23 protein-coding genes are annotated in these 24,170 nt (G+C 69.4%); 15 read left to right on the top strand and 8 right to left on the bottom strand.

Going from position 1 to position 24,170, the window contains the following annotated elements:
* Positions 1–70: 70 nt before the first annotated feature.
* A complete protein-coding gene (locus BOSE46_RS00785) occupies positions 71–901 on the top strand; it encodes a sulfate ABC transporter permease (protein ID WP_159537314.1) in 831 nt (276 codons plus the stop codon).
* A complete protein-coding gene (locus tag BOSE46_RS00780) occupies positions 891–1,859 on the top strand; it encodes a sulfate/molybdate ABC transporter ATP-binding protein (RefSeq protein WP_159537312.1) in 969 nt (322 codons plus the stop codon). Before BOSE46_RS00785 ends, BOSE46_RS00780 begins: the two co-directional genes overlap by 11 nt.
* On the opposite strand, the gene BOSE46_RS00775 is transcribed toward BOSE46_RS00780, so the two are convergent.
* Positions 1,849–3,054, bottom strand: a complete 1,206-nt coding sequence (locus BOSE46_RS00775) for an MFS transporter (protein WP_236551571.1) — start codon at positions 3,052–3,054, stop codon at positions 1,849–1,851. The two genes, BOSE46_RS00780 and BOSE46_RS00775, sit on opposite strands and share 11 nt — an antisense overlap.
* Before the next feature lie 77 nt (positions 3,055–3,131).
* Here BOSE46_RS00775 and BOSE46_RS00770 point away from each other — a divergent pair, with 77 nt between their 5' ends.
* Positions 3,132–4,331, top strand: coding sequence for a winged helix DNA-binding domain-containing protein (locus BOSE46_RS00770; RefSeq protein WP_236551570.1), 1,200 nt, complete (start codon positions 3,132–3,134; stop codon positions 4,329–4,331).
* Here BOSE46_RS00770 and BOSE46_RS00765 read toward each other — a convergent pair.
* Positions 4,321–4,878, bottom strand: a complete 558-nt coding sequence (locus tag BOSE46_RS00765) for a TetR/AcrR family transcriptional regulator (protein WP_159537310.1) — start codon at positions 4,876–4,878, stop codon at positions 4,321–4,323. The two genes, BOSE46_RS00770 and BOSE46_RS00765, sit on opposite strands and share 11 nt — an antisense overlap.
* A 53-nt stretch (positions 4,879–4,931) precedes the next feature.
* Here BOSE46_RS00765 and BOSE46_RS00760 point away from each other — a divergent pair, with 53 nt between their 5' ends.
* The 6 genes from BOSE46_RS00760 (at position 4,932) to BOSE46_RS00735 (ending at position 13,684) form a co-directional block, all read left to right on the top strand.
* Positions 4,932–5,807, top strand: coding sequence for an alpha/beta fold hydrolase (locus tag BOSE46_RS00760; protein ID WP_159537308.1), 876 nt, complete (start codon positions 4,932–4,934; stop codon positions 5,805–5,807).
* 190 nt (positions 5,808–5,997) lie between these two features.
* Positions 5,998–8,199 carry an MMPL family transporter gene (locus BOSE46_RS00755; protein ID WP_159537306.1) on the top strand — a complete coding sequence of 734 codons (2,202 nt, stop codon included), beginning with the start codon at positions 5,998–6,000 and terminating at the stop codon, positions 8,197–8,199.
* A 137-nt stretch (positions 8,200–8,336) separates the two neighbouring features.
* Positions 8,337–9,590, top strand: coding sequence for an NAD(P)/FAD-dependent oxidoreductase (locus tag BOSE46_RS00750; protein ID WP_159537304.1), 1,254 nt, complete (start codon positions 8,337–8,339; stop codon positions 9,588–9,590).
* A 9-nt stretch (positions 9,591–9,599) separates the two neighbouring features.
* A complete protein-coding gene (locus BOSE46_RS00745) occupies positions 9,600–10,265 on the top strand; it encodes a response regulator transcription factor (RefSeq protein WP_236551569.1) in 666 nt (221 codons plus the stop codon).
* 93 nt (positions 10,266–10,358) lie between these two features.
* Complete coding sequence (locus BOSE46_RS00740; RefSeq protein ID WP_159537303.1) at positions 10,359–11,657, top strand: sensor histidine kinase; 1,299 nt, start codon at positions 10,359–10,361, stop codon at positions 11,655–11,657.
* Positions 11,654–13,684 carry a hypothetical protein gene (locus BOSE46_RS00735; RefSeq protein WP_159537302.1) on the top strand — a complete coding sequence of 677 codons (2,031 nt, stop codon included), beginning with the start codon at positions 11,654–11,656 and terminating at the stop codon, positions 13,682–13,684. The genes BOSE46_RS00740 and BOSE46_RS00735 overlap by 4 nt, the downstream gene beginning before the upstream one ends.
* Here BOSE46_RS00735 and BOSE46_RS00730 read toward each other — a convergent pair.
* Positions 13,664–14,059, bottom strand: coding sequence for a response regulator transcription factor (locus tag BOSE46_RS00730; protein ID WP_159537300.1), 396 nt, complete (start codon positions 14,057–14,059; stop codon positions 13,664–13,666). The genes BOSE46_RS00735 and BOSE46_RS00730 overlap by 21 nt on opposite strands.
* Positions 14,060–14,139: 80 nt before the next feature.
* On the bottom strand, positions 14,140–16,353 hold the full coding sequence (locus BOSE46_RS00725) for an NADP-dependent isocitrate dehydrogenase (RefSeq protein WP_159537298.1): 2,214 nt from the start codon (positions 16,351–16,353) through the stop codon (positions 14,140–14,142).
* Positions 16,354–16,498: 145 nt separating this feature from the next.
* Between BOSE46_RS00725 and aqpZ the strand changes: the two genes are divergently transcribed.
* The 5 genes from aqpZ (at position 16,499) to BOSE46_RS00700 (ending at position 19,045) form a co-directional block, all read left to right on the top strand.
* On the top strand, positions 16,499–17,206 hold the full coding sequence (gene aqpZ, locus BOSE46_RS00720; RefSeq protein ID WP_159537296.1) for an aquaporin Z: 708 nt from the start codon (positions 16,499–16,501) through the stop codon (positions 17,204–17,206).
* A 9-nt stretch (positions 17,207–17,215) separates the two neighbouring features.
* On the top strand, positions 17,216–17,407 hold the full coding sequence (locus BOSE46_RS00715; protein ID WP_159537294.1) for a hypothetical protein: 192 nt from the start codon (positions 17,216–17,218) through the stop codon (positions 17,405–17,407).
* Between the two features lie 95 nt (positions 17,408–17,502).
* The gene (locus BOSE46_RS00710; protein WP_201299460.1) at positions 17,503–17,757 is read left to right on the top strand and encodes a hypothetical protein; all 255 of its coding nucleotides are present in this window, start codon (positions 17,503–17,505) and stop codon (positions 17,755–17,757) included.
* Positions 17,757–18,635 carry a DUF692 domain-containing protein gene (locus tag BOSE46_RS00705; protein WP_159537292.1) on the top strand — a complete coding sequence of 293 codons (879 nt, stop codon included), beginning with the start codon at positions 17,757–17,759 and terminating at the stop codon, positions 18,633–18,635. The genes BOSE46_RS00710 and BOSE46_RS00705 overlap by 1 nt, the downstream gene beginning before the upstream one ends.
* Positions 18,632–19,045 (top strand): hypothetical protein, encoded by a 414-nt coding sequence (locus tag BOSE46_RS00700; RefSeq protein WP_159537290.1) that lies wholly within the window; start codon positions 18,632–18,634, stop codon positions 19,043–19,045. Before BOSE46_RS00705 ends, BOSE46_RS00700 begins: the two co-directional genes overlap by 4 nt.
* Before the next feature lie 51 nt (positions 19,046–19,096).
* Here BOSE46_RS00700 and katG read toward each other — a convergent pair whose 3' ends face one another.
* Together katG and BOSE46_RS00690 are read right to left on the bottom strand one after the other, a co-directional pair.
* Entirely contained in the window at positions 19,097–21,340 is a 2,244-nt protein-coding gene (gene katG, locus BOSE46_RS00695; protein ID WP_236551568.1) for a catalase/peroxidase HPI, read from the bottom strand.
* Positions 21,333–21,800 (bottom strand): Fur family transcriptional regulator, encoded by a 468-nt coding sequence (locus tag BOSE46_RS00690; protein ID WP_159537288.1) that lies wholly within the window; start codon positions 21,798–21,800, stop codon positions 21,333–21,335. The genes katG and BOSE46_RS00690 overlap by 8 nt, the downstream gene beginning before the upstream one ends.
* A 137-nt stretch (positions 21,801–21,937) precedes the next feature.
* Here BOSE46_RS00690 and BOSE46_RS00685 point away from each other — a divergent pair, with 137 nt between their 5' ends.
* A complete protein-coding gene (locus BOSE46_RS00685; RefSeq protein WP_159537286.1) occupies positions 21,938–22,927 on the top strand; it encodes a malate dehydrogenase in 990 nt (329 codons plus the stop codon).
* Between the two features lie 78 nt (positions 22,928–23,005).
* On the opposite strand, the gene BOSE46_RS00680 is transcribed toward BOSE46_RS00685, so the two are convergent.
* Positions 23,006–23,278, bottom strand: coding sequence for a DUF3017 domain-containing protein (locus BOSE46_RS00680; RefSeq protein WP_236551625.1), 273 nt, complete (start codon positions 23,276–23,278; stop codon positions 23,006–23,008).
* Positions 23,278–24,129, bottom strand: a complete 852-nt coding sequence (locus BOSE46_RS00675) for a bifunctional methylenetetrahydrofolate dehydrogenase/methenyltetrahydrofolate cyclohydrolase (RefSeq protein ID WP_159537283.1) — start codon at positions 24,127–24,129, stop codon at positions 23,278–23,280. Before BOSE46_RS00675 ends, BOSE46_RS00680 begins: the two co-directional genes overlap by 1 nt.
* Between the last annotated feature and the right edge of the window lie 41 nt (positions 24,130–24,170).

Raw genomic sequence — 24,170 nt, 5'->3', positions numbered from 1 at the left:
CGAGGTTTCGAGGCTACGGCCGCGGGCGGCCTTCGCACCTCAACCAGCGGATGCAAGCAGGTGACGGACCATGGCTAGCCGCATCCGACAGCCCAAGACCACGGGGACGTACGTCCGCCGGGGCCTCGTCATCGCGTACCTCTTCCTGCTCGTCGTGTGGCCCGTCTCGCTCGTCGTGCAGCACACGTTCTCAGGCGGCCTGGACAACCTGCAGACCGCGCTGTCCGACCCCGATGTCGTGTTCGCGCTGCAGCTCACGGTCTATGTCGCGGTGTGGGCCGTCGTCATCAACACGATCTTCGGCGTCGGCGTCTCCCTGCTGCTCGTACGCTACGACTTCCCCGGCCGCGGCATCCTGTCCGCGCTGATCGACCTCCCGCTGTCGGTGTCGCCGATCGTCGTGGGTCTCGCGCTGCTGCTGGCATACGGCGGCAACAACGGCCTCCTCGGCCCGACCCTGCAGGACGCGGGCTTGCAGGTCGCGTTCGCGCCGCTCGGCATCATCATGGCGACGGCATTCGTGAGCCTGCCGCTCGTGATCCGCGAGCTTGTGCCCGTGCTGCAGGAGATCGGCACCGACCAGGAGCAGGCCGCCCGCAGCCTCGGCGCCGGCCCGTGGCAGACGTTCCGCCGCATCACGTTGCCGTCGGTCAAGTGGGCACTGCTCTACGGCGTGGTGCTGAGCCTCGCCCGCTCGCTCGGCGAGTTCGGCGCCGTCAAGATCATGTCCGGCAACATCGCCGGCCAGACCCAGACCGCCACGCTGAGCGTGGAGGAGAAGTACCAGGACTTCCAGCAGGGCACGGCGTACGCCACGAGCTTCCTGCTGGCACTGATCGCGGTCGCGGCCCTCGTCGTCGTCTCCGTGCTCCGACCGAAGGAGAACCCCGATGGGGATTGAGATCCGCGGCATCAACAAGTTCTTCGGGGACTTCGTCGCCCTCGAGAACATCAACCTCAGCATCCCCAGCGGGCAGCTGACGGCGCTGCTCGGACCCAGCGGCGGCGGCAAGTCGACGCTGCTGCGCATCATCGCGGGACTCGAGTCGTCCGACAGCGGCACGGTCGAGATCGAGGGCGTCGACACGACGAACGTACCGGCGCAGAAGCGCAACGTCGGCTTCGTGTTCCAGCACTACGCCGCGTTCAAGCACATGACGGTCGCCAAGAACATCGCGTTCGGGCTCGAGATCCGCAAGCGCCCCAAGGACGAGGTCAAGGACCGCGTCCAGGAGCTGCTCAAGCTCGTGCACCTCGAGCAGTGGTCCGACCGGTTGCCGTCCCAGCTGTCCGGCGGTCAGCGCCAGCGCATGGCGCTCGCGCGAGCACTGGCCATCGAGCCCAACGTGCTACTGCTCGACGAGCCGTTCGGCGCACTCGACGCCAAGGTCCGCAAGGAGCTGCGGGACTGGTTGCGCCGCCTCCACGACGAGATGCACGTGACGACGGTGTTCGTGACGCACGACCAGGAGGAGGCCCTCGAGGTCTCGGACAGCCTCGTCGTGATCAACGAAGGACGCATCGAGCAGATCGGCTCCCCCGACGACCTGTACGACCGACCGGCCAGCGACTTCGTGCTGTCGTTCCTCGGCCCGGTCACGCGGCTGGGCGATCACCTCATCCGGCCACACGACATCGAGATCTCGCGCTACGAGCAGGCCGCCACGGCGACCGGGCGCATCACGCGGTGGACGCGGGTGGGCTTCGAGATCCGCCTCGAGGTGACCCCCGACGACAAGCTGCACCCGGATCCGGTCCACGTCGTCGTGACGCGTGCCGAGGCGACCGCGCTCGGACTGCACGAGGGCGACCAGGTGTGGTTGCGCCCGCAGGCCGGCGTCGAGCCGGTCAGGGCCTGACGGAGCGGCGCTGGGCGGCGAGGCCCAGTGCGAAGATCACCAGCCCGGCGACCGCGAGGCCGGCGCCCACGAGGCTCGACGCGCGGTAGCCGTAGCCCGCGGAGATCGCGACCGAGCCGAGCCAGGCGCCCAGGCCGTTCGCGGTGTTGAGCGCGGAGTGGTTGAGGGCTGCGCCGAGCATCTGCGCATCACCGGCCGCATGCATCAGTCGCATCTGCAGGTTGATCGCCACGACCGAGCTGATGACCGCGACGGCGAACACCAGGACCATGGCCGGTACGACGTGCGGTGCCGCGAAGAAGAATGCCACGAGGGCGACGACCGTGCCTGCGAAGCCCAGCAGCACCGAGCGCTCGGCGTCCCAGTCCGCGAGGATGCCCGCCAGCCACGACCCGATGACCGAGCCGATGCCGAACGCCAGCAGGAACCACGGGATCCACGCCTCCGGCTTGTCCGCGACCTTGGTGACCAGGGGCGCGATGTAGCTGTACATCGCGAACAGCCCGCCGAAGCCGATCATCCCGGCCGACACGGCGTAGAGGACCTGCGGGCGCTTCAGCGCGGCGAGCTCGCTGCGCACTGACGCGTCGCGGTTGGCCGGTGAGTGGGGCACGAACGCGACGATCATCAGCGCCGTGGCGATCGTGATCGCCAGGACGACCCAGTAGGCACTGCGCCAGCCGAGGTGCTGGCCGAGCACCGTGCTGGCCGGCACACCCACGACAGTCGCGACGGACAGGCCGAGCATGACCGAGCTGACGGCCCGGCCCTTGAACTCAGGTCGTACGAGCGAGGCAGCCAGCAGAGAGGCGACGCCGAAGTAGGCACCGTGCGGGAGCCCTGCGACGAAGCGCGCGAGCATGACCGGCAGGTAGCCGCTCGCCATGGCGGTGATCGCGTTGCCGATGCCCAGGGCCAGGATCAGTCCGATCGCCAGCTCACGCTTGGGCAGCCGGGCGCCGAGCGACACGATGACCGGTGCACCCACGACGACACCCAGGGCGTACGCCGTGATGATGTGGCCGGTCGTCGCGTTCGACCTGTGGATGCCGTCGGCGATCTCCTCGAGCAGGCCCATCGTCATGAACTCGGTGGTGCCGATCGCGAAGCCACCGAGAGCCAGCGCGAGCAGCGCACCCGTCAGGTGACGGGTGCTCACGTTCGTCTGGGGAGAGCTCTCGACTGTGGTCACCACAGGTACAAGTCTCACAGCGGTGCCGGTTGTTCCACGAATCGTGACGGTGTGCGTCGCCTCACGCCTCGTATGTGTGGGTGGCTGATGCCACGCTGTCCGGTATGCACGCGATCTCCGACGCCGAGCGGCGAGCCCGACTCGGCCGGCGTCACGCACTGGCGACCGAGCACCGCACGGACGCCGTCGTCGACGCGGCCAGGGCCGTCGTCGCCCTGCACGGCACTGATCCGGCCACGACCGTCCTGTCAGCGCTGGCCCGCACCCGCGATGCGACGCCGGCCGATGTCGAGCAGGCCCTTTACGACGACCGCAGCCTCGTCCGCATCCTGTCGATGCGAAGGACCGTGTTCGCGGCCCCCCGCGACGTCGCGGGCACCTGCCTCGCGGCCGCGTCCGATGTCGTCGCTGCCGAGCAGCGCAGGCTCCTGCTCAAGTCGCTCGCCGAGGCAGGCGTCTCCGGCGATCTCGACGCCTGGGTCACCCGTGCCGAGCAGGTGGCGCTCGCCGCGATCGAGGCGACCGGCGAGGTCACCAGCACCGAGCTCTCACAGGCCGACCCGATCCTCGCCACGCGCGTGCAGATCGGCAGCGGCCGCTTCGTTGCGACGCCGACCGTCGCCAGCCGGCTCCTGACCCTGCTGTCCGCCGAGGGCAGCGTCGTCCGTACGCGACCGCGCGGCACGTGGACGTCGACCCAGTTCCGGTGGGCGACGATGTCGTCCTGGTGCGATCTCGGCGAACGCCCCGACCCGGTGGTCGCGGCCACCGAGCTGGCCCGCCTGTGGTTCGCGGCCTACGGCCCGGCGACGCTCGACGACCTGCAGTGGTGGACCGGCTGGACCAAGACCCGGACCCGCGCCGCCGCGGCGCCACTCGACACCGTCGAGGTCGATCTCGACGGTCGTCCCGGGCTGATCCTCGCCGACGACACGGAGCCCGTCGAGCCGCTCGAGCCGTGGGTCGCGCTGCTGCCCGCCCTCGACCCCTCGTCCATGGGGTGGAAGCACCGCGACTTCGTGTTGGGACCACATCGCGAGCGCGTCTTCGACGTCAACGGCAACGCCGGACCGACCGTCTGGGTCGACGGCCGCATCGTCGGTGGTTGGGCGCAGCGCGACGACGGCGAGGTCGCCTTCACCCTGCTGCAGGACGTCGGCGCAGAGGCGACCGCCGCTGTCGAGCGACGAGCCGCCGAGCTCACGACGATGCTCGGCGACGTACGCCTCAAGGCCCGCGCCCGCGGCTGGACCGTGGTCGAGAAGGAGCTCAGGAGCTGACGGCGTCGGTGATCAGCACGCGGAGCTCCGCGGCCACGGCCTCGAGCGGCTCCGGGCTGCGCTGGCTGCGCGCCATCACGACCGCGCCCTCGAGGCTGCCGACGATGAGCCAGGCGAGTCGCTCCGCCCGCTGAGGCGCGACCCCGTCGCGCCGCAGCACCGGGACGAGCAGACCCTGCCACGTCTTGAACACCTCGTTGGCCGGGCCCGCAGTTGCGGTCGCCTCCGTCGCGACGGCGAGCACCGGGCAGCTGGCCTCGTAGTCGCTCGCGACGAGGAACTCGCGCCAGTTGGTGATGAAGGCGTCGAGCGCCGCCAGAGCGCCTCCCTCGCCGGCCCGGGCCAGCACCTTCTCGACGCGACCCGAGACCCACGCGACGGCCTCCTCGACCAGCTGGTCCTTGCCGCCCGGGAAGTAGTGGTACGTCGAGCCGAGCGGCGCACCGGTGAACTTCGCAAGCTCCCGGACGCTCGTCGCTCCGACGCCGCGCTCGCCGATCAGCTGCGCAGCGCCGGCGACCATCTTGGTGCGGGGATCGAGAGGCATGCGCCCAGCATACTCCTTGACTATAACGTTCGTCATAGCCTAGCGTCGGTTCTATGACGAACGTTATAGAGCACCAGCTGTGGGACGCCTTCACGTTCCCTGCGGACGACGGCTACGAGCTGCACGGGCGCTGGTTCGAACCGAACGGCGAGGCCCGGGGAGTCATCCTGGTCGTGCCGGCCATGGCGACCCCGGCGGCGTACTACGCGACGTTCGCGTCCTGGCTGCGCGACCGCGGCTTCGCGGTGATGACCTTCGACTACCGGGGGCACGGCGAGTCGCTCGACGGGCCGATGCGGCAGGTCAGGAGCGATCTCGTTCGCTGGGCACTCGATGCCCGGGACGCCCTAGACCACGCGCACGTACGCGCCGGGGGCCGACCGGTCACGTGGCTCGGTCACAGCCTCGGCGGGCAGGTGCTGCCGTTCGCGGACCACACCAAGGCCGACCGGACGATCAGCGTCGCGGCGGGTTCCGGCTACTGGCGGCACAACACCCCGCGAGCCCGCCGCCTGGCTCCCCTGTTGTGGAAGGTCATCGCGCCATCGGCGATGGCTGTCACGGGCTACTTCCCTGGCGGGCGGCTGCGCATCCTCGGCGACCTCCCCGCCAATGTCATGCGCCAGTGGTCGCGATGGTGCATGCACCCCGACTACCTGCTCGGCGAGCTGCCCGAGATGCGCGAGCGCTTCGCCGAGGTCGAGACGCCCATGGCGTCGATCTCGTTCACCGACGACGAGCTGATGTCGGCCACCAGCATCAGCACGCTCGACGGGCTCTACACCTCGGTCGACACGACCCGCATGCGCTTCACCCCGCAACAGCTCGGTGTCGATCGCATGGGTCACTTCGGGTTCTTCCGGCACAACCAGGTCGACCTGTGGGACGAGCTGGTCCTGCCACATCTGGCTGAGCAGCGCAGCTCCTGAGGCAGTAGGGGGGCTAACCCCCACCTGGGGCGGAGGCCACCCCCGGCCGAGCGACCGGGAAACCCGGCGCTCGTCCCCTGGGGACGGACGGACAACGCACTGCCGCGGCACCCGCTGATCTTCATAACGTCGAGGAGTCAGAGCACCAGCCGCCCGGTTTGGAGCTCACCGTTCAACGAAAGGCTCCATCATGTCCCGCATTCTCTACCGAATCGGCCACTTCTCCGGACGCCACCCCTGGCGCATCCTGGCGGCGTGGGTCGTCATCGGCATCTCGGTGTTCATGCTCAGCTCCTCGATCGGCGGATCGCCGGACGAGAGCTTCGACATTCCCGGTGCGGAGTCGCAGCGTGCTGCCGACGCCGTGACCGACCGGTTCCCCGAAGAGACCGTCTACACGTCCAACGTCATCTTTCACTCCGACAAGGGTCTGGACGATCCGGCCACCAAGGCCGCGATCGAGCAGTCCGTCACCGAGCTGGCGGAAGGCCACAAGGTCGTATCGGCCACCAGCCCCTACGACCCGCGTGGTCCGACGCTGAGTGAGGACGGCAAGACCGCGTTCGCGACCGTCGCGTACGACTCGGACAAGATCGAGGCGTCACAGTTCAAGGAGGCTTCGGCAGCGACCAAGGCCGCCCGCGACGCCGGCGTCCAGGTCGAGTACGACGGTGGCCTCGGCTACGCCAAGGCTGAAGCTGCTGCACCCAGCAGCGAGAAGATCGGCATCCTCGTGGCCATCGTGGTCCTCGCGGTCGCCTTCGGCTCGCTCGTCGCGCTCAGCATCCCGATCGTCACGGCGCTGTTCGGCCTCCTGATCGGCGTCAGCTCGCTCAGCATCATGTCCGGCATGATCGCCGTTCCGGAGATCGCCAACATCGTCGGCATGATGCTCGGACTCGGCGTCGGCATCGACTACGCGCTGTTCATCTTGTCCAGGCATCGCCAGAACCTCGATGACGGCATGACCGTCCCCGAGGCGATCGGCCAGGCCAACTCGACCGCAGGACTCTCGGTGCTGTTCGCCGGCGTCACGGTCATCGTCGCCATCGCCGGCCTCCAGGTCTCCGGTGTCCCGATGATGACGGTCATGGGCTGGGCTTCAGCCTTGATGGTCCTGATCACCATGCTGGCCGCGATCACCCTGCTGCCCGCGATCCTCGGCATCGTCAAGACGAAGGTCAACGCCGCGAAGATCCCGTTCATCAAGCAGCGTCCGGCCAACGATCCCAGCTCCGGCTCGGCTCGCTGGGCCGCCCGGGTCGTCAAGCACCCGGTGCGCTACGGAATCGTCGCGACCGTCATCCTCGGAGTGCTCGCTGCTCCGGTGTTCTCGATGCGACTGGGCTTCACCGATGCCAGCAACGATGCGTCGTCGACGACGACTCGCAAGGCGTACGACATCATGGCCGACTCCTACGGACCCGGCTTCAACGGAGAGCTCGTCGTCGTCCTCGAGACGCACGGTGCAGCCGACACGGATGCCACCGTCGCTCGCGTCAGCAAGGCACTCGCCTCGGCCAAGGGCGTCGACTCGGTCGACGCGCCGACGTTCAACAAGGGCAAGGATCTTGCGATCATCGGCGTCAAGCCGACGAGCGCGCCCCAGGACGCCGAGACGTCGGACACGCTGCACCGTCTGCGTGACACCGTGCTGCCGGACGCGATCGGTGACAGCAAGGTCGAGCCGATGGTCACCGGTGCAACGGCGATGTCGGAAGACGTCTCCAACCGTCTGCAGGATCGCATGCCGTGGTTCCTCGGAGCCGTCATCGGCCTGTCGTTCCTGGTCCTGATGCTCGTGTTCCGCTCGGTGCTCGTGCCCCTCAAGGCAGCCGTGCTCAACCTGTTGAGCGTCGGAGCTGCGTACGGCGTCGTCGTCGCGGTGTTCCAGTGGGGCTGGGCCGCGAACCTGATCGGTGTCGAAGGATCTGTCCCGATCATGCCGCTCGCACCGATGCTGATGTTCGCGATCCTGTTCGGCCTCTCGATGGACTACGAGGTCTTCCTGCTGAGCCGGGTGCGTGAGCAGTTCACGCGCCACGGCGATGCGAAGAAGGCCATCGTGGAAGGCGTCGCCACCACGGGACGCGTCATCACGAGCGCCGCACTCATCATGATCAGCGTCTTCGCGTCGTTCATCCTCATGGCTGACGTCACGGCCAAGATGTTCGGTGTCGGCCTGGCCGTCGCGGTCCTGCTCGACGTGACACTGGTCCGGATGGTCCTCGTGCCGTCCGCGATGAGCCTGCTGGGCGCCCGCGCCTGGTGGCTGCCGAAGTGGCTCGATCGCCTCCTGCCCAACATCGACCTGGAAGGTGGGCACGTCGAGACGAAGCTCACCGAAGAGGACGAGAAGTTCCTGGAGGAGGACACCAGGGTCCTCGTCTGAGGATCGTCAACAAAGAAAGGCAGCGCGGCCGGTCCCCTCAGGGGCCGGCCGCGCTGGCGTGCGGGGGGCGGCCAGCCGCCCCGAGTGTGCGGCCAGCAACATTCCGAGGACCGGGGTGCTCGCCATACGTTCGTTGCATGAACAAGAACCCCCTGTCCCCGGCCGCCACCCCCACCGCCATCGTCGCGGGAGCCGGCATCGGTGGCCTCGCCGCCGCGCTGCTCCTCGCCGAGGCCGGCACCTCCGTCACTCTCCTCGAGAAGGTCGAGTCCTCGGCCCCTGTCGGCGCCGGCCTCCTGCTGCAGCCCAACGGCCTCGCCGTCCTGACCGGCCTGGGCCTCGGCGCGCAGCTCGAGCACGCGGGTCACGCCCTCGACCACATCACGCTTCGCCGCGCGGACGGGCGCACCATCGCCGCCAGCACCGTCCCGACGCATGACGCCGGGCTGGACCACGTGCTGGTGATCAGGCGCAGCGCACTCCACACGATCCTGCTGCAGGCCGTGGCCGACGAGCCGGGCATCGAGCTGAGATTCGGCACGGAGGTCCGGCAGGCGTCCGCCGATGGATCCGTGACCGTGGAGAGTGCCGACGGCACCGAGCACTTGAGTGCCGATCTGGTGGTCGCAGCGGACGGGGTGACCTCCACCGTCCGCCGACACGGCTCGTTCGGTGACGTCATGACTCCCACCGGCAAGACGTACCTGCGAGCCGTCGTCGAAGGCGAGATCGACGGACTGCCCGGCGAGTTCTGGACGCGCCTCGGCCTCTTCGGCGGTGCCCCGCTCGGCGACGGCCACACCTACTTCTACGCGGCGGCGAACGCTCCGACCGTTGCCACCGCAGTTGCGGACCGCGACCTCGAGTCGCTGCGCCGGTCGTGGATCCGGCGGTTGCCTGCCAGCGCCGAGGCGTGGGCCGGAGTGACGACCTTCGACGAGCTCTTGGTCAACAACGTAGTCCGGGTCGACGCCGAGCGATGGCATGACGGCGCGCTCGTCCTGCTGGGAGATGCCGCCCACGCGATGGCGCCGACGCTCGGCCAAGGCGCCAACAGTGCGCTTGTCGACGCCGCAGTCCTCGTCCACGAACTCACGCGGCGCGCGGACCGGGACCCTGCTCTTACGGCGTATGCGTCCCGCCGCCGGCCCGCCGTGCGCGCCGTCCAGGACGCCGCAGACAAGATGGCCACACTGAGCGATCTGCAGGGACGCGTGCGCCCCCGCCTCCGAGACGCCGCGATCCGGACCGTGAGTCGCATCCCTGCCGTGAGCTCGCGGCAGGACCGGCTGGCCCAGCAGGAGGACCCGGCAGCGTTGCACGACATCGTCGCGTCGATCGTGAGTGCCGATCTGTCCAGGACCGCCTCCAGCGGCCCTGCGCTGCGATAGTCTCCGGAAATGGTGCTGCGAGTGGTGTTTGCAGACGACAACTACCTCGTCCGCGAGGGCGTCTCAGCGTTGCTCGGCCAGGTCGACGACATCGAGCTGGTCGAGATCGTCGACGATCCGGCAGCGCTGCTCAAGGCCGTCGCGATCCACAAGCCCGACGCGGTGCTGACCGACATCCGCATGCCCCCCACGCACACGACCGAGGGCATCGTCGCGGCCAAGCAGATCCGCACCCAGTTTCCCGCGACCGGCGTGGTCGTCCTGTCGCAGTACGTCGAGGAGGACTACGCCTTCGAGCTCCTCGAGGACGGCGTGGCCGGCCTCGGCTACCTGCTCAAGGAGCGGATCACCCAGCTGGACGAGCTGGTCCGGGCGCTGCACGAGGTCTCCCGTGGCGGGTCGGCTCTCGACCCCAAGGTCGTCGAGGGCCTCATGGCGCGCAAGGCCAGCGAGCAGGAATCACCGCTGCTGGGCCTGACCGAGAAGGAACGCGCCGTGCTCGAGTGCATGGCGACCGGTCGCAACAACGCCACGATCGCCAAGACGCTCTACATGAGCGAGCGAGCCGTCGAGAAGCACATCAGCTCGGTGTTCCAGAAGCTGCGCCTCGTCGAGGAGGGTGAGCTCAATCGCCGGGTGATGGCGGTGCTGGCGTATGTCGAAGCCACCTCCTGACGCCTGTTCGCCACGCGATCGTGCGGCTGACCCCACCCCCTTGGGCGGTCAACGCCCTGTCCTGACAGTCGCGAACGGGAGCAGACTCGCGCCATGACAGCGCTGGTGGCCCAACGACGCCTGCATCCCGACCGCGTCGGGAGCGCGCTGGTCGTCGTCGGTCTGCTGGTGTTCGTCGCGGTCGTCTACGTCGTCGTCGTGCTCGGCGGTGGTGTGCTCATCGGGCACACGTCGTCGCCCGACACCCGGCTGTCGATCCTGGCCACCCTGCTGGTCGCCCTCGGGCTCGGCCCCGTGCAGTCCGCGCTGCAGAAGCGGGCCCGCCGGTTGGTGGCCGGTGAGCGTGAGCTTCCCTACGACGTCCTGAGCGGGTTCTCGGCCTCGGTGACCCGGTCGCACGAGGACGTTCCGGCCACGATGGCCCGCGTGCTGGCCGAGGGGACCGGAGCCGCCTGGGCCCAGGTCTGGCTGCTCGTCGGCGATGCACCCGTCCTCGCGGCGACCTGGCCCGAGGGCGCGGAGGATGGCCCCTACGTGTCCGGGGGGACCGACCCGACTCCGGACGGACAGCGCACGCTCCTCGTACGCCTCGCGGGCGAGACGCTCGGTGCGCTCCGCATCCAGGAACGGCCGCACCAGCCGCTGACCCCGGTCGAGCGACGGCTGTTCGACGGCCTAGCCACCCAAGCCGGCCATGTGCTGCAAGGAGCACGCCTCCGGGCGGAGCTCGCGGCTCGCGTCGAGGAGCTCTCGGTCCGGTCGGAGGAGCTGCGATCGTCGCGCGGCCGCATCGTCGAGGCCCAGGACGCCGAGCGCCGCCGGCTCGAACGCGACATCCACGACGGCGCGCAGCAACACCTGGTCGCCCTGGCGGTCAACCTGCGCCTCGCTCAGAGCCTAAGCGAGACCGCACCCGAGGCGGCCGCCAAGGTCGTCGCGGACCAGGTCGACGCCACGGAGCTGGCCATCGAGACCTTGGTCGACCTGTCGCGCGGCATCTACCCCGGTGCGCTCAGTGACGGTGGCATCGGTCCGGCGCTTGCCACGGCAACTGCCGCGGCGACGACCCCGGTCGAGGTGCGGGACGAGACGCACGAGCGATACGACCCGGAGGTCGAGCTCGCGGTCTACTTCTGCTGCCTCGAGGCGATCCAGAACGCGCTCAAGCACGCGGGAGCGTCGCACATACGCGTGACCCTGGGCGATGACGACGGCCACCTCGTGGCCGCGGTCGCCGACGACGGCACCGGTTTCGACATCGACGGCACGGCCGGCGGCTCCGGGCTGGTCAACATGCAGGACCGCCTCGACGCGGTCGGTGGCTCCGTCACGATCGAGACCTCGAGCGAAGGCACACGGGTCACCGCTCACGTCGAGCGGAGCGCCCCATGACCCGGGCCGTCGCGTGGACGCTCGCACTGGTCTCGGCCCTGGCCGTCATCGGCGACACGCTGATCGTCTCGGCATACAGCTCCCTGTGGTCGCTGGACACGTTCGGAATCCACGGTTGGCCGTTCGTCGACTTCGCCGGGATCAGCTGCTCGATCCTCGGCGCGGTCATCGTGATGACCTATCGGCGCCACTTGATCGGTTGGCTGCTGGTCGTCATCGGGATCACGACCTCGATCTCCCTGGTTCTCGAGTCGTACAGCACCTGGGTCATCGACGAGGGCGGTCCCGGCTCGACCTCCGACGGGCAGCTCGCGGCGTGCGTCTCGCTCGCGCTCGGCGGTCCGTTCGCACTCACGATCCTCGGACTGGTCTTCCTGACCGTGCCGGCCGGTCGGGTGCTCTCACCGCGGTGGCGCGCGGTCGCCTGGGCGTCCTGCGTCGGGTATGCCCTGTCGCTTGTCGGACTGTTCATGATCCCGCCTGCCGAGATCGTCAGCAAGGCAGATGTCACCGCGAGCATGTCGCCCGGCGAGGTGGTGAGCTCGATCGGCATCACACTCACCGCGCTCGCCCTGCTCGCCGGGGTCGCCAGCATGGTCGTCCGCTTGCGCCGGTCGCAGGGCGAGGCCAGGCAGCAGCTCCGCTGGGTGGTCACCGCCGCGATCTTCGTCGGCCTGGCCCTCGTCACGATCCTCTCCACACAGTCCATCACCGGCCGACAGTCGCCGGCCACGAGCATCCCGCTCTACCTCTCGTACGTCGCCCTGATCGCCAGCATTGCGATCTCGGTGCTCCGCTTCAGGCTCTACGACCTCGACATCATTATCAGTCGGGCGGTCGCGCTGGCCTGCGCGACCGCGTTCGTGACGGCGGCGTACGTCGTCGTGGTGGTGGCCGTCGGCGATCGCCTCGATGGCGAGGCCGAGAGCTTCGGCCTCTCACTGGTGATCACGGCGATCGTCTCGCTGGCCTTCCAGCCGCTCCGGCGCTGGGTCGTCCGGCTGGCCGATCGCCTGGCCTATGGCCCCAGGGCCCAGCCCTATGACGCGCTGGCCGCCTTCAGTCGTCGCGCCGGCGAGAGCCCCGCCCCTCACGAGCTGCTGCCGGCCGTCGCGGAGGCAGCAGGGCTCGCTGCCTCGGCCGTGGAGTCGGACGTCCGGCTCCACCTGCCCGACGGCGTCCAGCGATCCGCCTCGTGGACCCCGCGGGCATCCGGGCGCGGGACGGCAGGCGACTGGGTCGAGATCCCGGTCGCCGACAGGGCCGGCGAGGTCGGCACCATCCGCCTGCGGCTGCCCGCGACCCGCAACCTTCGCCGACAGGAGGAGCGGCTGCTGAGCGACATCGCCGACCAGGCAGCTGTGGCGTTCCGCAACGTACGCCTGGAGGTCGCCCTCGGCGCGCACGTCCAGCAGCTTCACCAACAGACCGAGGAGCTCACGTCCTCCCGCGGCCGTCTCATCCGGGCCAGCGACTCCGAGCGCCACCGCCTTGAGGTCGCCATCGCCGACGACGTGTTGTCACGGCTCCGGGACCTGCGCGCGGCCCTGGCGGCAGTGCCTGACAGCGGTCCGACCCCGGAGCAGGCCGGTGCCTTCGTCACGGACGCGACGACCGCGCTCGAGTCGCTCCGCGACCTGACCAAGGGCCTGCACCCGACGCTGCTCACCCGGAGCGGGCTCGCGTCGGCACTCGGCTCGTACGTCGGGCGGAGCGAAGGCGTCGCGGCACTGGTCGTCGAGCCGGCCGTGTCCGCGGCGCGATGGCCGGACCGGGTGGAGGCCGCGGCCTACTTCTGCTGCACCCACGCGATCGCCGACGGCGGCGCGACCTCGGTGACCCTGCGGGTCGTGCCGGGCGCCGACAGCCTCGAGGTCGACCTCACGGGGGCGGACCTGGACGCCGAGGTTCTGCAGTCGATGGTCGACCGGGTCGATGCGCTCCGCGGCAGCCTCGAGGACGGTCCCAACGGCATCGTCATCCAGCTGCCGCGGGAGGCCGAGCGGTCAGCCGTCCCGGCGAGCTGAGTCCCAGGCCTCGATGAGCCGGTCGGGCCCGAACGCACCCTTGGGCACGTACTCGGCCGCTCCGGATCCATCGAGGTCGACGTCGTCGCGGTCGTACGTCGAGAGCAGCACGACGACCGGACCATCGCCCGCGGCGAGGATGCGACGAGTTGCCTCGACACCGTCGATGCCGGGCAGGTTGACGTCCATCAGCACGAGCTCCGGGAGCAGGTCGCGCGCCGCCTCGACGGACTCCTCGCCCGTCGCGGCCGTGCCCACGACGGTGAAGCCGTCGGTGGCATCGACGACCGCCTGCATCGCCCTGCGGTACGGCTCCTGATCGTCCACCACGAGCACTCGTACGTCCGGCTCATGGGAGACCGCTGCAATCTCCATACCACCAGTGTGCCGGGCGACGACCGCGCACAGGAGGGGGCTAGCCGCACACTTGTCGCGGCCGGCCCCCGTCCGGTGTGTCAGGCCAGGATCGCGAGCACGTCCGAGAACGTGCTCGACGGGCGCATGACCTGGGTGGCCTTGGCGTCGTCAGGGCGGAAGTAGCCGCCGATGTCGGCCGGCGAGCCCTGCACCGCGAGCAGCTCGTCGTTGATCTTCTGCTCGTTGTCAGCCAGCGAGCCGGCGACCTCGGCGAAGGCCGCGGCCAGGTCCGCGTCGTCGGCCTGCGCCGCGAGCTCCTGCGCCCAATAGAGCGCGAGGTAGAAGTGGCTGCCCCGGTTGTCGATCTCGCCTACCTTGCGGCTGGGCGACTTGTTCTCGTTGAGGAACGTGCCGGTCGCCCGGTCGAGCGTGTCGGCGAGGATCTGCGCACGGGCGTTGCCCGTCGTCGTCGCCATGTGCTCGAAGCTCGAGGCGAGGGCGAGGAACTCGCCCAGGCTGTCCCAGCGCAGGTGGTTCTCCTTGACGAGCTGCTGCACGTGCTTGGGCGCCGAGCCGCCGGCGCCGGTCTCGAACAGGCCGCCCCCGTTGATCAGCGGGACGATCGAGAGCATCTTGGCGCTCGTGCCGAGCTCGAGGATCGGGAACAGGTCGGTGTTGTAGTCGCGCAGCACGTTGCCGGTCACCGAGATGGTGTCCTCGCCCTTGCGGATGCGGTCGATCGAGAACTGCGTGGCCTCGGCCGGCGCCATGATCTCGATCTGCAGGCCGTCGGTGTCGTGCTCGGGCAGGTAGGCCTCGACCTTGGCGATCAGGTTGGCGTCGTGCGCGCGGGTCGGGTCGAGCCAGAACACCGCGGGCGTCTGCGACGCGCGGGCGCGGGTCACGGCGAGCTTGACCCAGTCGCGGATCGGCACGTCCTTGGTCTGGCAGGCGCGCCAGACGTCACCCGGCTCGACCGCGTGCTCGATCAGCACGTTGCCGTCCTGGTCGACGACCTGCATCGTGCCTACGGTGGCGATCTCGAACGTCTTGTCGTGGCTGCCGTACTCCTCGGCCGCCTGCGCCATGAGGCCCACGTTGGGCACCGAGCCCATCGTCGTCGGGTCGTACGCACCGTTGGCACGGCAGTCGTCGATCACGGTCTGGTAGACGCCGGCGTACGAGCTGTCGGGGATCACGGCGAGCGTGTCGGCCTCGTTGCCGTCGGGGCCCCACATGTGGCCCGACGTACGGATCATGGCCGGCATCGACGCATCGACGATGACGTCGCTCGGCACGTGCAGGTTGGTGATGCCCTTGTCGGAGTCGACCATCGCGAGCGCGGGACCCTCGGCGATGCCCTGCTCGAACGCGGCCTTGATCTCCGCGCCGTTGGGCAGCTTGTCGAGGCCGGCGAGGATGCCGCCGAGACCGTTGCTCGGGCTGAGGCCGGCCGCCTCGAGGTCGGCGCCGTACTGCTCGAACACGGCGGGGAAGAACGCCTTGACGACGTGGCCGAAGATGATCGGGTCGGAGACCTTCATCATCGTGGCCTTGAGGTGCACCGAGAACAGCACGCCTTCGTCCTTGGCCCGCGCGATCTGGGCGGCGAGGAAGGCGTCGAGGGCCGCAGCGCGCATGACCGTGCCGTCGACGATCTCGCCGGCGAGCACGGGGAACGCGTCCTTGAGCACCGTCGTGGTGCCGTCATCGCCGACGAGCTGGATGCTGATCGTGCCGTCGGACTCGATCACGACCGACTTCTCGTTGGAGCGGAAGTCGTCAGCGCCCATCGTCGCGACGTTGGTCTTGGAGTCACTGCTCCACGCGCCCATCGAGTGCGGGTGCGCCTTGGCGAAGTTCTTGACCGAGGCCGGCGCGCGGCGGTCGGAGTTGCCCTCGCGGAGAACCGGGTTGACCGCACTGCCCTTGACCTTGTCGTAGCGCGCCCGGACGTCCTTGTCCTCGTCGCTCTGCGGGTTGTCGGGGTAGTCGGGCAGGGCATATCCCTGGCTCTGCAGCTCGGCGATCGCGGCCTTGAGCTGCGGGATCGAGGCGCTGATGTTGGGCAGCTTGATGATGTTGGCCTCGGGCGTCTTGGCCAGGTCCCCCAGCTCGGCGAGGGCGTCGCCGATCTGCTGCTCAGGGGTCAGACGGTCGCCGAACAGGGCGATGATGCGGCCCGCGAGCGAGATGTCGCGGGTCTCGACCTCGACGCCGGCGGTCGAGGCATACGCCTCGATGACGGGGAGGAACGAGTAGGTGGCCAGCAACGGCGCCTCGTCGGTGTGGGTGTAGATGATCTTGGCCATGAGTGCGACGACTCCTACGTGTGGATCAAAGATTGTTTGACATCAAGATATCTCACCGACATCAACGGTCCCAGCGTCCCCCAGCGACGCCACTTGGAGCCCTACCCTGTGAGACAGGTCACACACGCTCTGCAGGAGGCTTCCCATGGCTGCACCCACCACGTCCCACAAGCTCGGCGCCGAGGCGCTCGGCACCTTCTGGCTCGTCCTCGGCGGCGTCGGCACGGCCGTCCTGGCCGGCGGCGAAGGCGGGGTCGGCACGCTCGGCATCGCCCTGGCGTTCGGCCTCACGGTCCTGACCGGCGCGTACGCCTTCGGACCCATCTCGGGCGGGCACTTCAACCCCGCCGTGACGGTCGGCCTCGCCACCGCGAAGCGGTTCGACTGGAAGGACGCACCCGGCTACTTCGCGGCCCAGCTCGTCGGAGCCACCGTCGCCGGCGGCGTCCTCTACGTCATCGCCGATGGCGCCGACGGCTTCGACGCATCGGCCAGCGGCTTCGGCACGAACGGCTACGGCGACCACTCCCCCGGTGGCTACAGCCTGCTGGCGGTCATCATCACCGAGATCGTGCTGACGGCGTTCTTCCTCTACGTGATCTTCGGCGTCACCGCCAAGCGCGCGGCGGTCGGCTTCGCCGGCATCGCCATCGGTCTCGCGTTGACACTGATCCACCTGATCTCGATCCCGGTCGACGGCACCTCGGTCAACCCGGCCCGGTCGCTGGGTGTCGCCTGGTTCGCCGGTGGCGACCACCTGGCGCAGGTCTGGGTCTTCATCCTCGCGCCGGTCATCGGCGCGGCGATCGCCGGCGTCACGCACGCCATGATCGTCGGCGAAGACTCGGACTGAGGAGGCAGCATGACCATCGCGCTCATCATCGTGGCAACGGCTCTTGTCGTCGGGCTGGTCGTCATCCTCGTACGCCGGTCCTCGGGTTCGGAGCTGCCGCCGCGAGACGTGGAGCACCTTCGGCCATCCGCGGAGGGCGGCCACCAGGGCCGTTCGCCCGGGGCTGACGGCGGCGGCATGTCCTACTACAACGGCGGTTGACGCCACTCTTCCCATGAGACGGATTGTCTGAGACGATCCATCTCCCACGCCCGTCAACGGCGACGGACTCCGGAACACATCACCGGGAGGTCCTCATGATTGCCTTCGTCATCATCCTTGTCGCGGTCACGGTCGTGGTCGTCTTCCTCTACTCGACCAGCTACTCACGCGGCTCGCGTCGCGCCGGGCGCTACGGCGCATCGGGCGCGGGCGGCGGCTACTTCTTCGGCGGCGGCTCCGACGGCGGATCGTCTGGCCATGGCGGCGGCCACTCCTGCGGTGGAGGCGGGCACTCGTGCGGCGGCAGCAGCGGCTGTGGCGGGCGCGGCTGTGGAGGGGGCGGGGGCTGATGTCCCGCTCGCCCGTCGCCGGCCTCGGTGTGGGCGCGGGCTGGCGCCCTGCCATCGCCGACGATATCCTCGCGCAGTCCCGGACCGGCATGCAATTCAGCGAGGTCGTCGCCGAGAACGTCTCGCCGGCCGACCTCCCGGCGTCCCTGGTCGCAGCACGCGACGCAGGACTCACAGTCGTACCGCACGGCGTGACCCTCGGGCTGGCCGGTGCGCAGCACCCGGATCCGGCGCGGATCGACCGACTCGGTGACCTCGCGGTCGCGCTCGGGTCGCCGTTGGTCAGTGAGCACGTCGCGTTCGTCCGCAGCGGCAAGGCTCCCGCGGGGACGGATCCGTTGCACGCCGACGTCATCGAGGCGGGCCACCTGGTTCCTGCGGCGCGGACCACCGACTCGCTGGCCGTCCTCGTCGACAACGTTCGTGCGACCCAGGCGCGGCTGCCTGTCCCCCTGGCGTTGGAGAACATCGCCGCCACGTTGGCATGGCCCGAGACGTCGATGGACGAGCCCGAGTTCCTGACCGCGCTGACAGAGGCCACCGGCTGCTTCTTCCTGCTGGACGTCGCCAACCTGCACGCCACCTGCTCGGCGCTCGGGGGCGATCCGCGTGAGCAGCTCGAGCGCATGCCGCTGGACCACGTGGCCTACATCCACGTCGCGGGCGGGTTCACCGACACCGACGGCGTCTACTGGGACACCCACGCTCACGACATGACCGACGACGTCCTCGACCTGCTGACCCACGTGGTGGAGCTGCTGGGCCCCGACGGTCCGCCGGTCCTGCTCGAGCGCGACTCCGACGTCGACGCCGATGTCGTGCGCGCCGAGCTGACGCGCGTACGCCATGCCGTCCAGAGCGCCCGAGTGCCGACGTGACCCGACCGGAGCTCGCCCGCCGACAGCAGCACGTGCTGCGGGCGCTGCTGGCCGGCGAGGTGCCCGACGGGTTCGACCCACGGTCGGCGACGTTGACGACGCGCGTCCTGGTCACCAAGCGTCGCAGCGAGGCGACCGACGCCTTCCCCCTGCTGCGAACGGTCCCCGACTTCGCCGCGCGATTCGGTGCCTGGTCCGCTCAACACCCACGCCGCGGCTGCGCCGACGACGATGTCGTCGACTTCCTCGCGGACGACACCGGCGAGCTTCCCGAGCCGCTCGCCTCGATCCGCACGATCGAGCAGGTCTATCGCGGCAGCCGTTCGTTTGCCCGGGATCGTCGACCCGGCCAGGCCCGATGGGTCATCGCACTCCGCGGTCGCGTCTGGCACCTCGGCCCACGCTCGTAGACAAGCCGAAGGGCCCGGGACTCGTGAGTCCCGGGCCCTTCGACGTACGTCTCACACCAGGTCGTAGCGGTCGAGGTCCATGACCTTGGACCACGCCGCGACGAAGTCGTGCACGAACTTGCCCTTGGCGTCGTCGCTCGCGTAGACCTCGGCGATCGCCCGCAGCTCGGAGTTCGAGCCGAAGACCAGGTCGGCCCGGCTGCCGGTCCACCTGACCGCGCCCGACGCGTCACGCGCCTCGTACGTCGACGAGTCGGCCGCTGCGGCGGTCCAGGTCGTGCCGAGGTCGAGCAGGTTGACGAAGAAGTCGTTCGTCAGCGTTCCCGGCTGGTCGGTGAGGACGCCCGTGGAGGAGTTGTCGTAGTTGGTGCCGAGGACCCGGAGGCCTCCCACCAGCACCGTCAGCTCCGGCGCGCTGAGGTCGAGCAGGTTGGCCCGGTCGATCAGCAGGAACTCCGCAGGCAGGCGGTTGCCCTTGCCGTAGTAGTTGCGGAACCCGTCGGCAACCGGCTCCAGCGCGGCGAACGACTCGACGTCGGTCTGCTCCTGGGTCGCATCGGTGCGTCCCGGGGTGAACGGGACTTCGATGTCGTGCCCTGCGGCCTTGGCGGCCTGCTCGATCGCCGCCGCACCACCCAGCACGATGACGTCGGCCAGCGAGACTCCCTTGCCGAACGCCTGCTGGACGCCTTCGAGCGTACGCAGCACGATCGCCAGCTGGTCGGGGTTGTTGACTTCCCAGCCGTTCTGGGGCTCGAGCCGGATGCGCGCACCGTTGGCGCCACCGCGCTTGTCGCTGATGCGGAACGAGGACGCCGAGGCCCAGGCCGTGGCGACGAGCTGCGAGACCGTCAGGCCGGAGGCGAGGATCTGGCTCTTGAGCTCGGCGACGTCAGCAGCTGAGAGCGGCTCGCCCGTTGCGGCGGGGAGCGGGTCCTGCCACAGCAGCTCCTCCTGCGGCACCAGAGGGCCGAGATAGCGCTGGATCGGGCCCATGTCGCGGTGCGTCAGCTTGTACCAAGCGCGCGCGAACGCGTCGGCGAGCTGGTCGGGGTTCTCGAGGAAGCGGCGGGAGATCGGCTCGTAGATCGGGTCGAACCGCAGTGCGAGGTCCGACGTCAGCATCGTGGGCGGACGCGACAGCGTGCCGTCCTGCGGGTCGGGCACGGTGTTGGCCGCAGCGCCGTCCTTGGGCTGCCACTGGTGGGCGCCCGCGGGGCTCTTGGTCAGCTCCCACTCGTGGGCGAACAGGGTCTCGAAGAACGAGTTGTCCCACGTCGTCGGGGTCGCCGTCCAGGTGACCTCGAGGCCGCTGGTGATCACGTCGCGGCCCTTGCCACTGCCCAGCGACTGCTTCCAGCCGAGTCCCTGCTCCTCGATCGAGGCGCCCTCAGGCTCGGGTCCGACGTACTGGTCGGGGTCGCCTGCTCCGTGCGCCTTGCCGAACGTGTGGCCGCCGGCGATCAGCGCAACGGTTTCCTCGTCGTTCATGGCCATGCGGCCGAACGTCTCGCGGATGTCCCGGGCCGAGCCGAGCGGGTCCGGGACGCCTTCGGGGCCCTCGGGGTTGACGTAGATGAGGCCCATCTGGACCGCGGCGAGAGGGCTCTCCAGCTCACGGTCACCCGTGTAGCGCTGCTCGCCACCCTTGTCGCCACCGAGCCATTCGTCCTCGGGGCCCCAGTAGACGTCCTCGTCGGGCTCCCAGACGTCGGGACGACCACCGGCGAAGCCGAAGGTCTTGAAGCCCATCGTCTCGAGCGCGACGTTGCCGGTCAGGATCATCAGGTCGGCCCACGAGATCGCGGCGCCGTACTTCTTCTTGATCGGCCACAGCAGGCGGCGCGCCTTGTCGAGGTTGCCGTTGTCGGGCCAGCTGTTGAGCGGGGCGAAGCGCTGCATGCCGGCGCCGGCGCCGCCGCGCCCGTCCCTGATGCGATAGGTGCCCGCGCTGTGCCACGCCATCCGGATGAAGAACGGCCCGTAGTGACCGAAGTCGGCCGGCCACCAGTCCTGCGAGTCCGTCATGAGCGCCGCGAGGTCGCTGCGTACGGCGTCGAGGTCGAGCGCGTTGAACGCCTCGGCGTAGTCGAAGTCGTCGTCCATCGGGTTGGCGACGTCGGTGTGCTTGCGCAGGATCTTGAGGTTGAGCTGGTTGGGCCACCACTCCTGGTTGGCCGATCCCTCAGTCGGGTGAACCCGTCCGCCGTGGGAGACGGGGCACTGTCCCTGGCCCTCGTTCTCCTCATCGTTCATGTCGCCGACGACGGCGTTGTGGTCGTTGCTTTCAGGCATGGGGTTCCTCCCGGATCAAGATGGATGATTCATGAGCAGGTGTGGCGGCGCAGTCGGGGCAGATGCCCCAGTACGTCACCTCGGCCTCGTCGATCGAGAAGCCGTGGTCATTGGATGCGGTCAGGCACGGCGCGCTGCCGTGAGCGCAGTCGACGTCGGCGATCGCACCGCACGAGCGGCACACGACGTGGTGGTGGTTGTCCCCGACGCGCAGCTCGAACCTGGCGGGCGAGCCGGCCGGCTCGATGCGGCGTACGAGGCCGGCGGTGGCGAAGGCCTTGAGGACGTCGTAGATCGCCTGGGTCGAGACCGTGCCGAGCTCGACGCGGGCCGCGTCGGCGATCGAGTCGACATCAGCGTGGGGCTGCCGGCCGAGCGCGTCGATGACCGCGAGCCGCGGCCGCGTCACGCGCAGTCCCGCGTCGCGCAGCAGTGCGACGGGGTCGGTGAGCGTGGGCATGCGGCCATGCAACCACCTTTTCTGGAATCATTCAAGAATAGGATCATGAACGTGTCGTGAACGCAGGGTCGGGTGGGTCGGCCTCCGCCAGCGTGCGCTACTTTCGAAAGGAACCCCAGCCTCAAGGAGCACCTCTCGTGAGCACTACCCCCGTCAAGGTCGCCGTCACCGGCGCCGCCGGCCAGATCGGCTACAGCCTTCTCTTCCGCCTCGCCAGCGGATCCCTGCTCGGACCCGACACCCCGATCCAGCTCCAGCTGCTCGAGATCACCCCGGCGCTCAAGGCGCTCGAGGGCGTCGTCATGGAGCTCGACGACTGCGCATTCCCGACGCTTGCCGGCGTCGAGATCGGCGACGACGCCGAGAAGATCTTCGACGGCGTCAACCTCGCCCTGCTCGTCGGCGCCCGCCCGCGTGGCCCGGGCATGGAGCGTGGCGACCTGCTCGAGGCCAACGGTGCGATCTTCACCGCACAGGGCAAGGCCCTCAACGCCGTCGCCGCCGACGACGTACGCATCGGTGTCACCGGCAACCCGGCCAACACCAACGCGCTGATCGCGATGTCCAACGCACCCGACATCCCCAAGGAGCGCTTCAGCGCCCTGACCCGCCTGGATCACAACCGCGCGATCTCGCAGCTCGCGGCCAAGACCGGCGCTCCCGTCACCGACATCAAGAAGATGACGATCTGGGGCAACCACTCGGCGACCCAGTACCCCGACATCTTCCACGCCGAGATCGCCGGCAAGAACGCGGCCGAGTCGGTCAACGACCAGGCGTGGATCGAGAACGACTTCATCCCGACCGTTGCCAAGCGCGGCGCCGCGATCATCGACGCGCGTGGCTCGTCGTCCGCTGCGTCAGCGGCGTCGGCGACGATCGATGCCGCCCGCGACTGGCTGCACGGCACCCCCGAGGGTGACTGGGCGTCGATGGCGGTCGTGTCCGACGGTTCGTACGACGTCCCCGAGGGCCTGATCTACTCGTTCCCCGTCACGACCAAGGGCGGCGACTGGGAGATCGTCCAAGGCCTGGAGATCGACGAGTTCTCGCGCGGTCGGATGGACGCCACCGCTGCCGAGCTCATCGAGGAGCGCGACGCGGTCAAGGAGCTCGGCCTCATCTGAGCCGACGCCCCGAGATTTGGATCGAGGTGCACCACGCGCATGCCGCGTGTGGTGCACCTCGATCCATTTCTGGGTGCGTCAGGTGGGTTGGCCGGGGATGACGACCGCGAGCACGACGAGGGCGACGCCCAGCGTGCTCATCCAGAAGACGTCGAACGCCTTGCCACGGACCCGCAGCATGCCGGTGTGGTCGATCGGCACGACGACACGGGCCAGCGCACCGACCACGAACGCCGCCCCGATCACGATGACGCCCGTGCGCCAGGGCCCTGCGACGACGATCACCAGACCGGCGAGCACCGCCAGGAGGTGCAGCAGGTAGAGCTGGGAGCCGCGGCTCCGGGGACCCATCACGGGTTCAGCCGCTCAACAGTCTCCACGACGTTGGCCAGCAGCATCGCGCGTGTCATCGGCCCGACCCCACCGGGGTTGGGCGAGATCCAGCCCGCCACCTCGTACGCCGCGGGGTCGACATCACCGACGATGCCGTTGTCATCGCGGCTCACCCCGACGTCAAGGAGCGCGGCGCCGGGCTTGACCATGTCGGCGGAGATGATGCCGGGCACGCCTGCTGCGGCGATCACGATGTCGGCGCGGCGTACCTCGGCGGCGAGGTCGCGGGTGCCGGTGTGGCACAGCGTCACGGTGGCGTTCTCGCTGCGGCGGGTCAGCAGCAGTCCCATGGGCCGGCCGACCGTGATGCCACGGCCGACGACGACGACATGCTGGCCGGCGATCGGCACGTCGTGACGGCGCAGCAGCTCGATGATGCCGCGCGGCGTGCACGGCAGCGGTGCTTCCTTGCCCAGCACGAGCCAGCCGAGGTTGGTCGGGTGGAGGCCGTCGGCGTCCTTGGCCGGATCGATGCGACCGATCACCGCGTTCTCGTCGAGGCCCTTGGGCAGGGGCAGCTGCACGATGTAGCCGGTGCACGCCGGGTCGGCGTTGAGCTCGTCGACCGCGGCCTCGACCTCGGCCTGCGTCGCGGTCTCGGGCAGGTCGATGCGCAGCGACTCGATGCCCACCTGGGCGCAGTCGCGATGCTTGCCCGCGACGTACCACTGGCTGCCCGGGTCGTTGCCCACGAGGATCGTGCCGAGTCCGGCAGTGACACCCCGCTCGCGGAGGGCGTCCACGCGTACGCGGAGCTCGTCCTTGATCGCGGCTGCAACCGCCTTGCCATCGAGAATCTGCGCTGTCACGGCACGAGTCTTTCATGGTGGCGCACCTCCGGAGCCGACCG

Origin of the sequence: Aeromicrobium sp. 9AM, from assembly GCF_902506105.1 — a bacterium.
Taxonomy (GTDB): domain Bacteria; phylum Actinomycetota; class Actinomycetes; order Propionibacteriales; family Nocardioidaceae; genus Aeromicrobium.
This window is presented reverse-complemented; position numbering and strand designations above follow the sequence as displayed.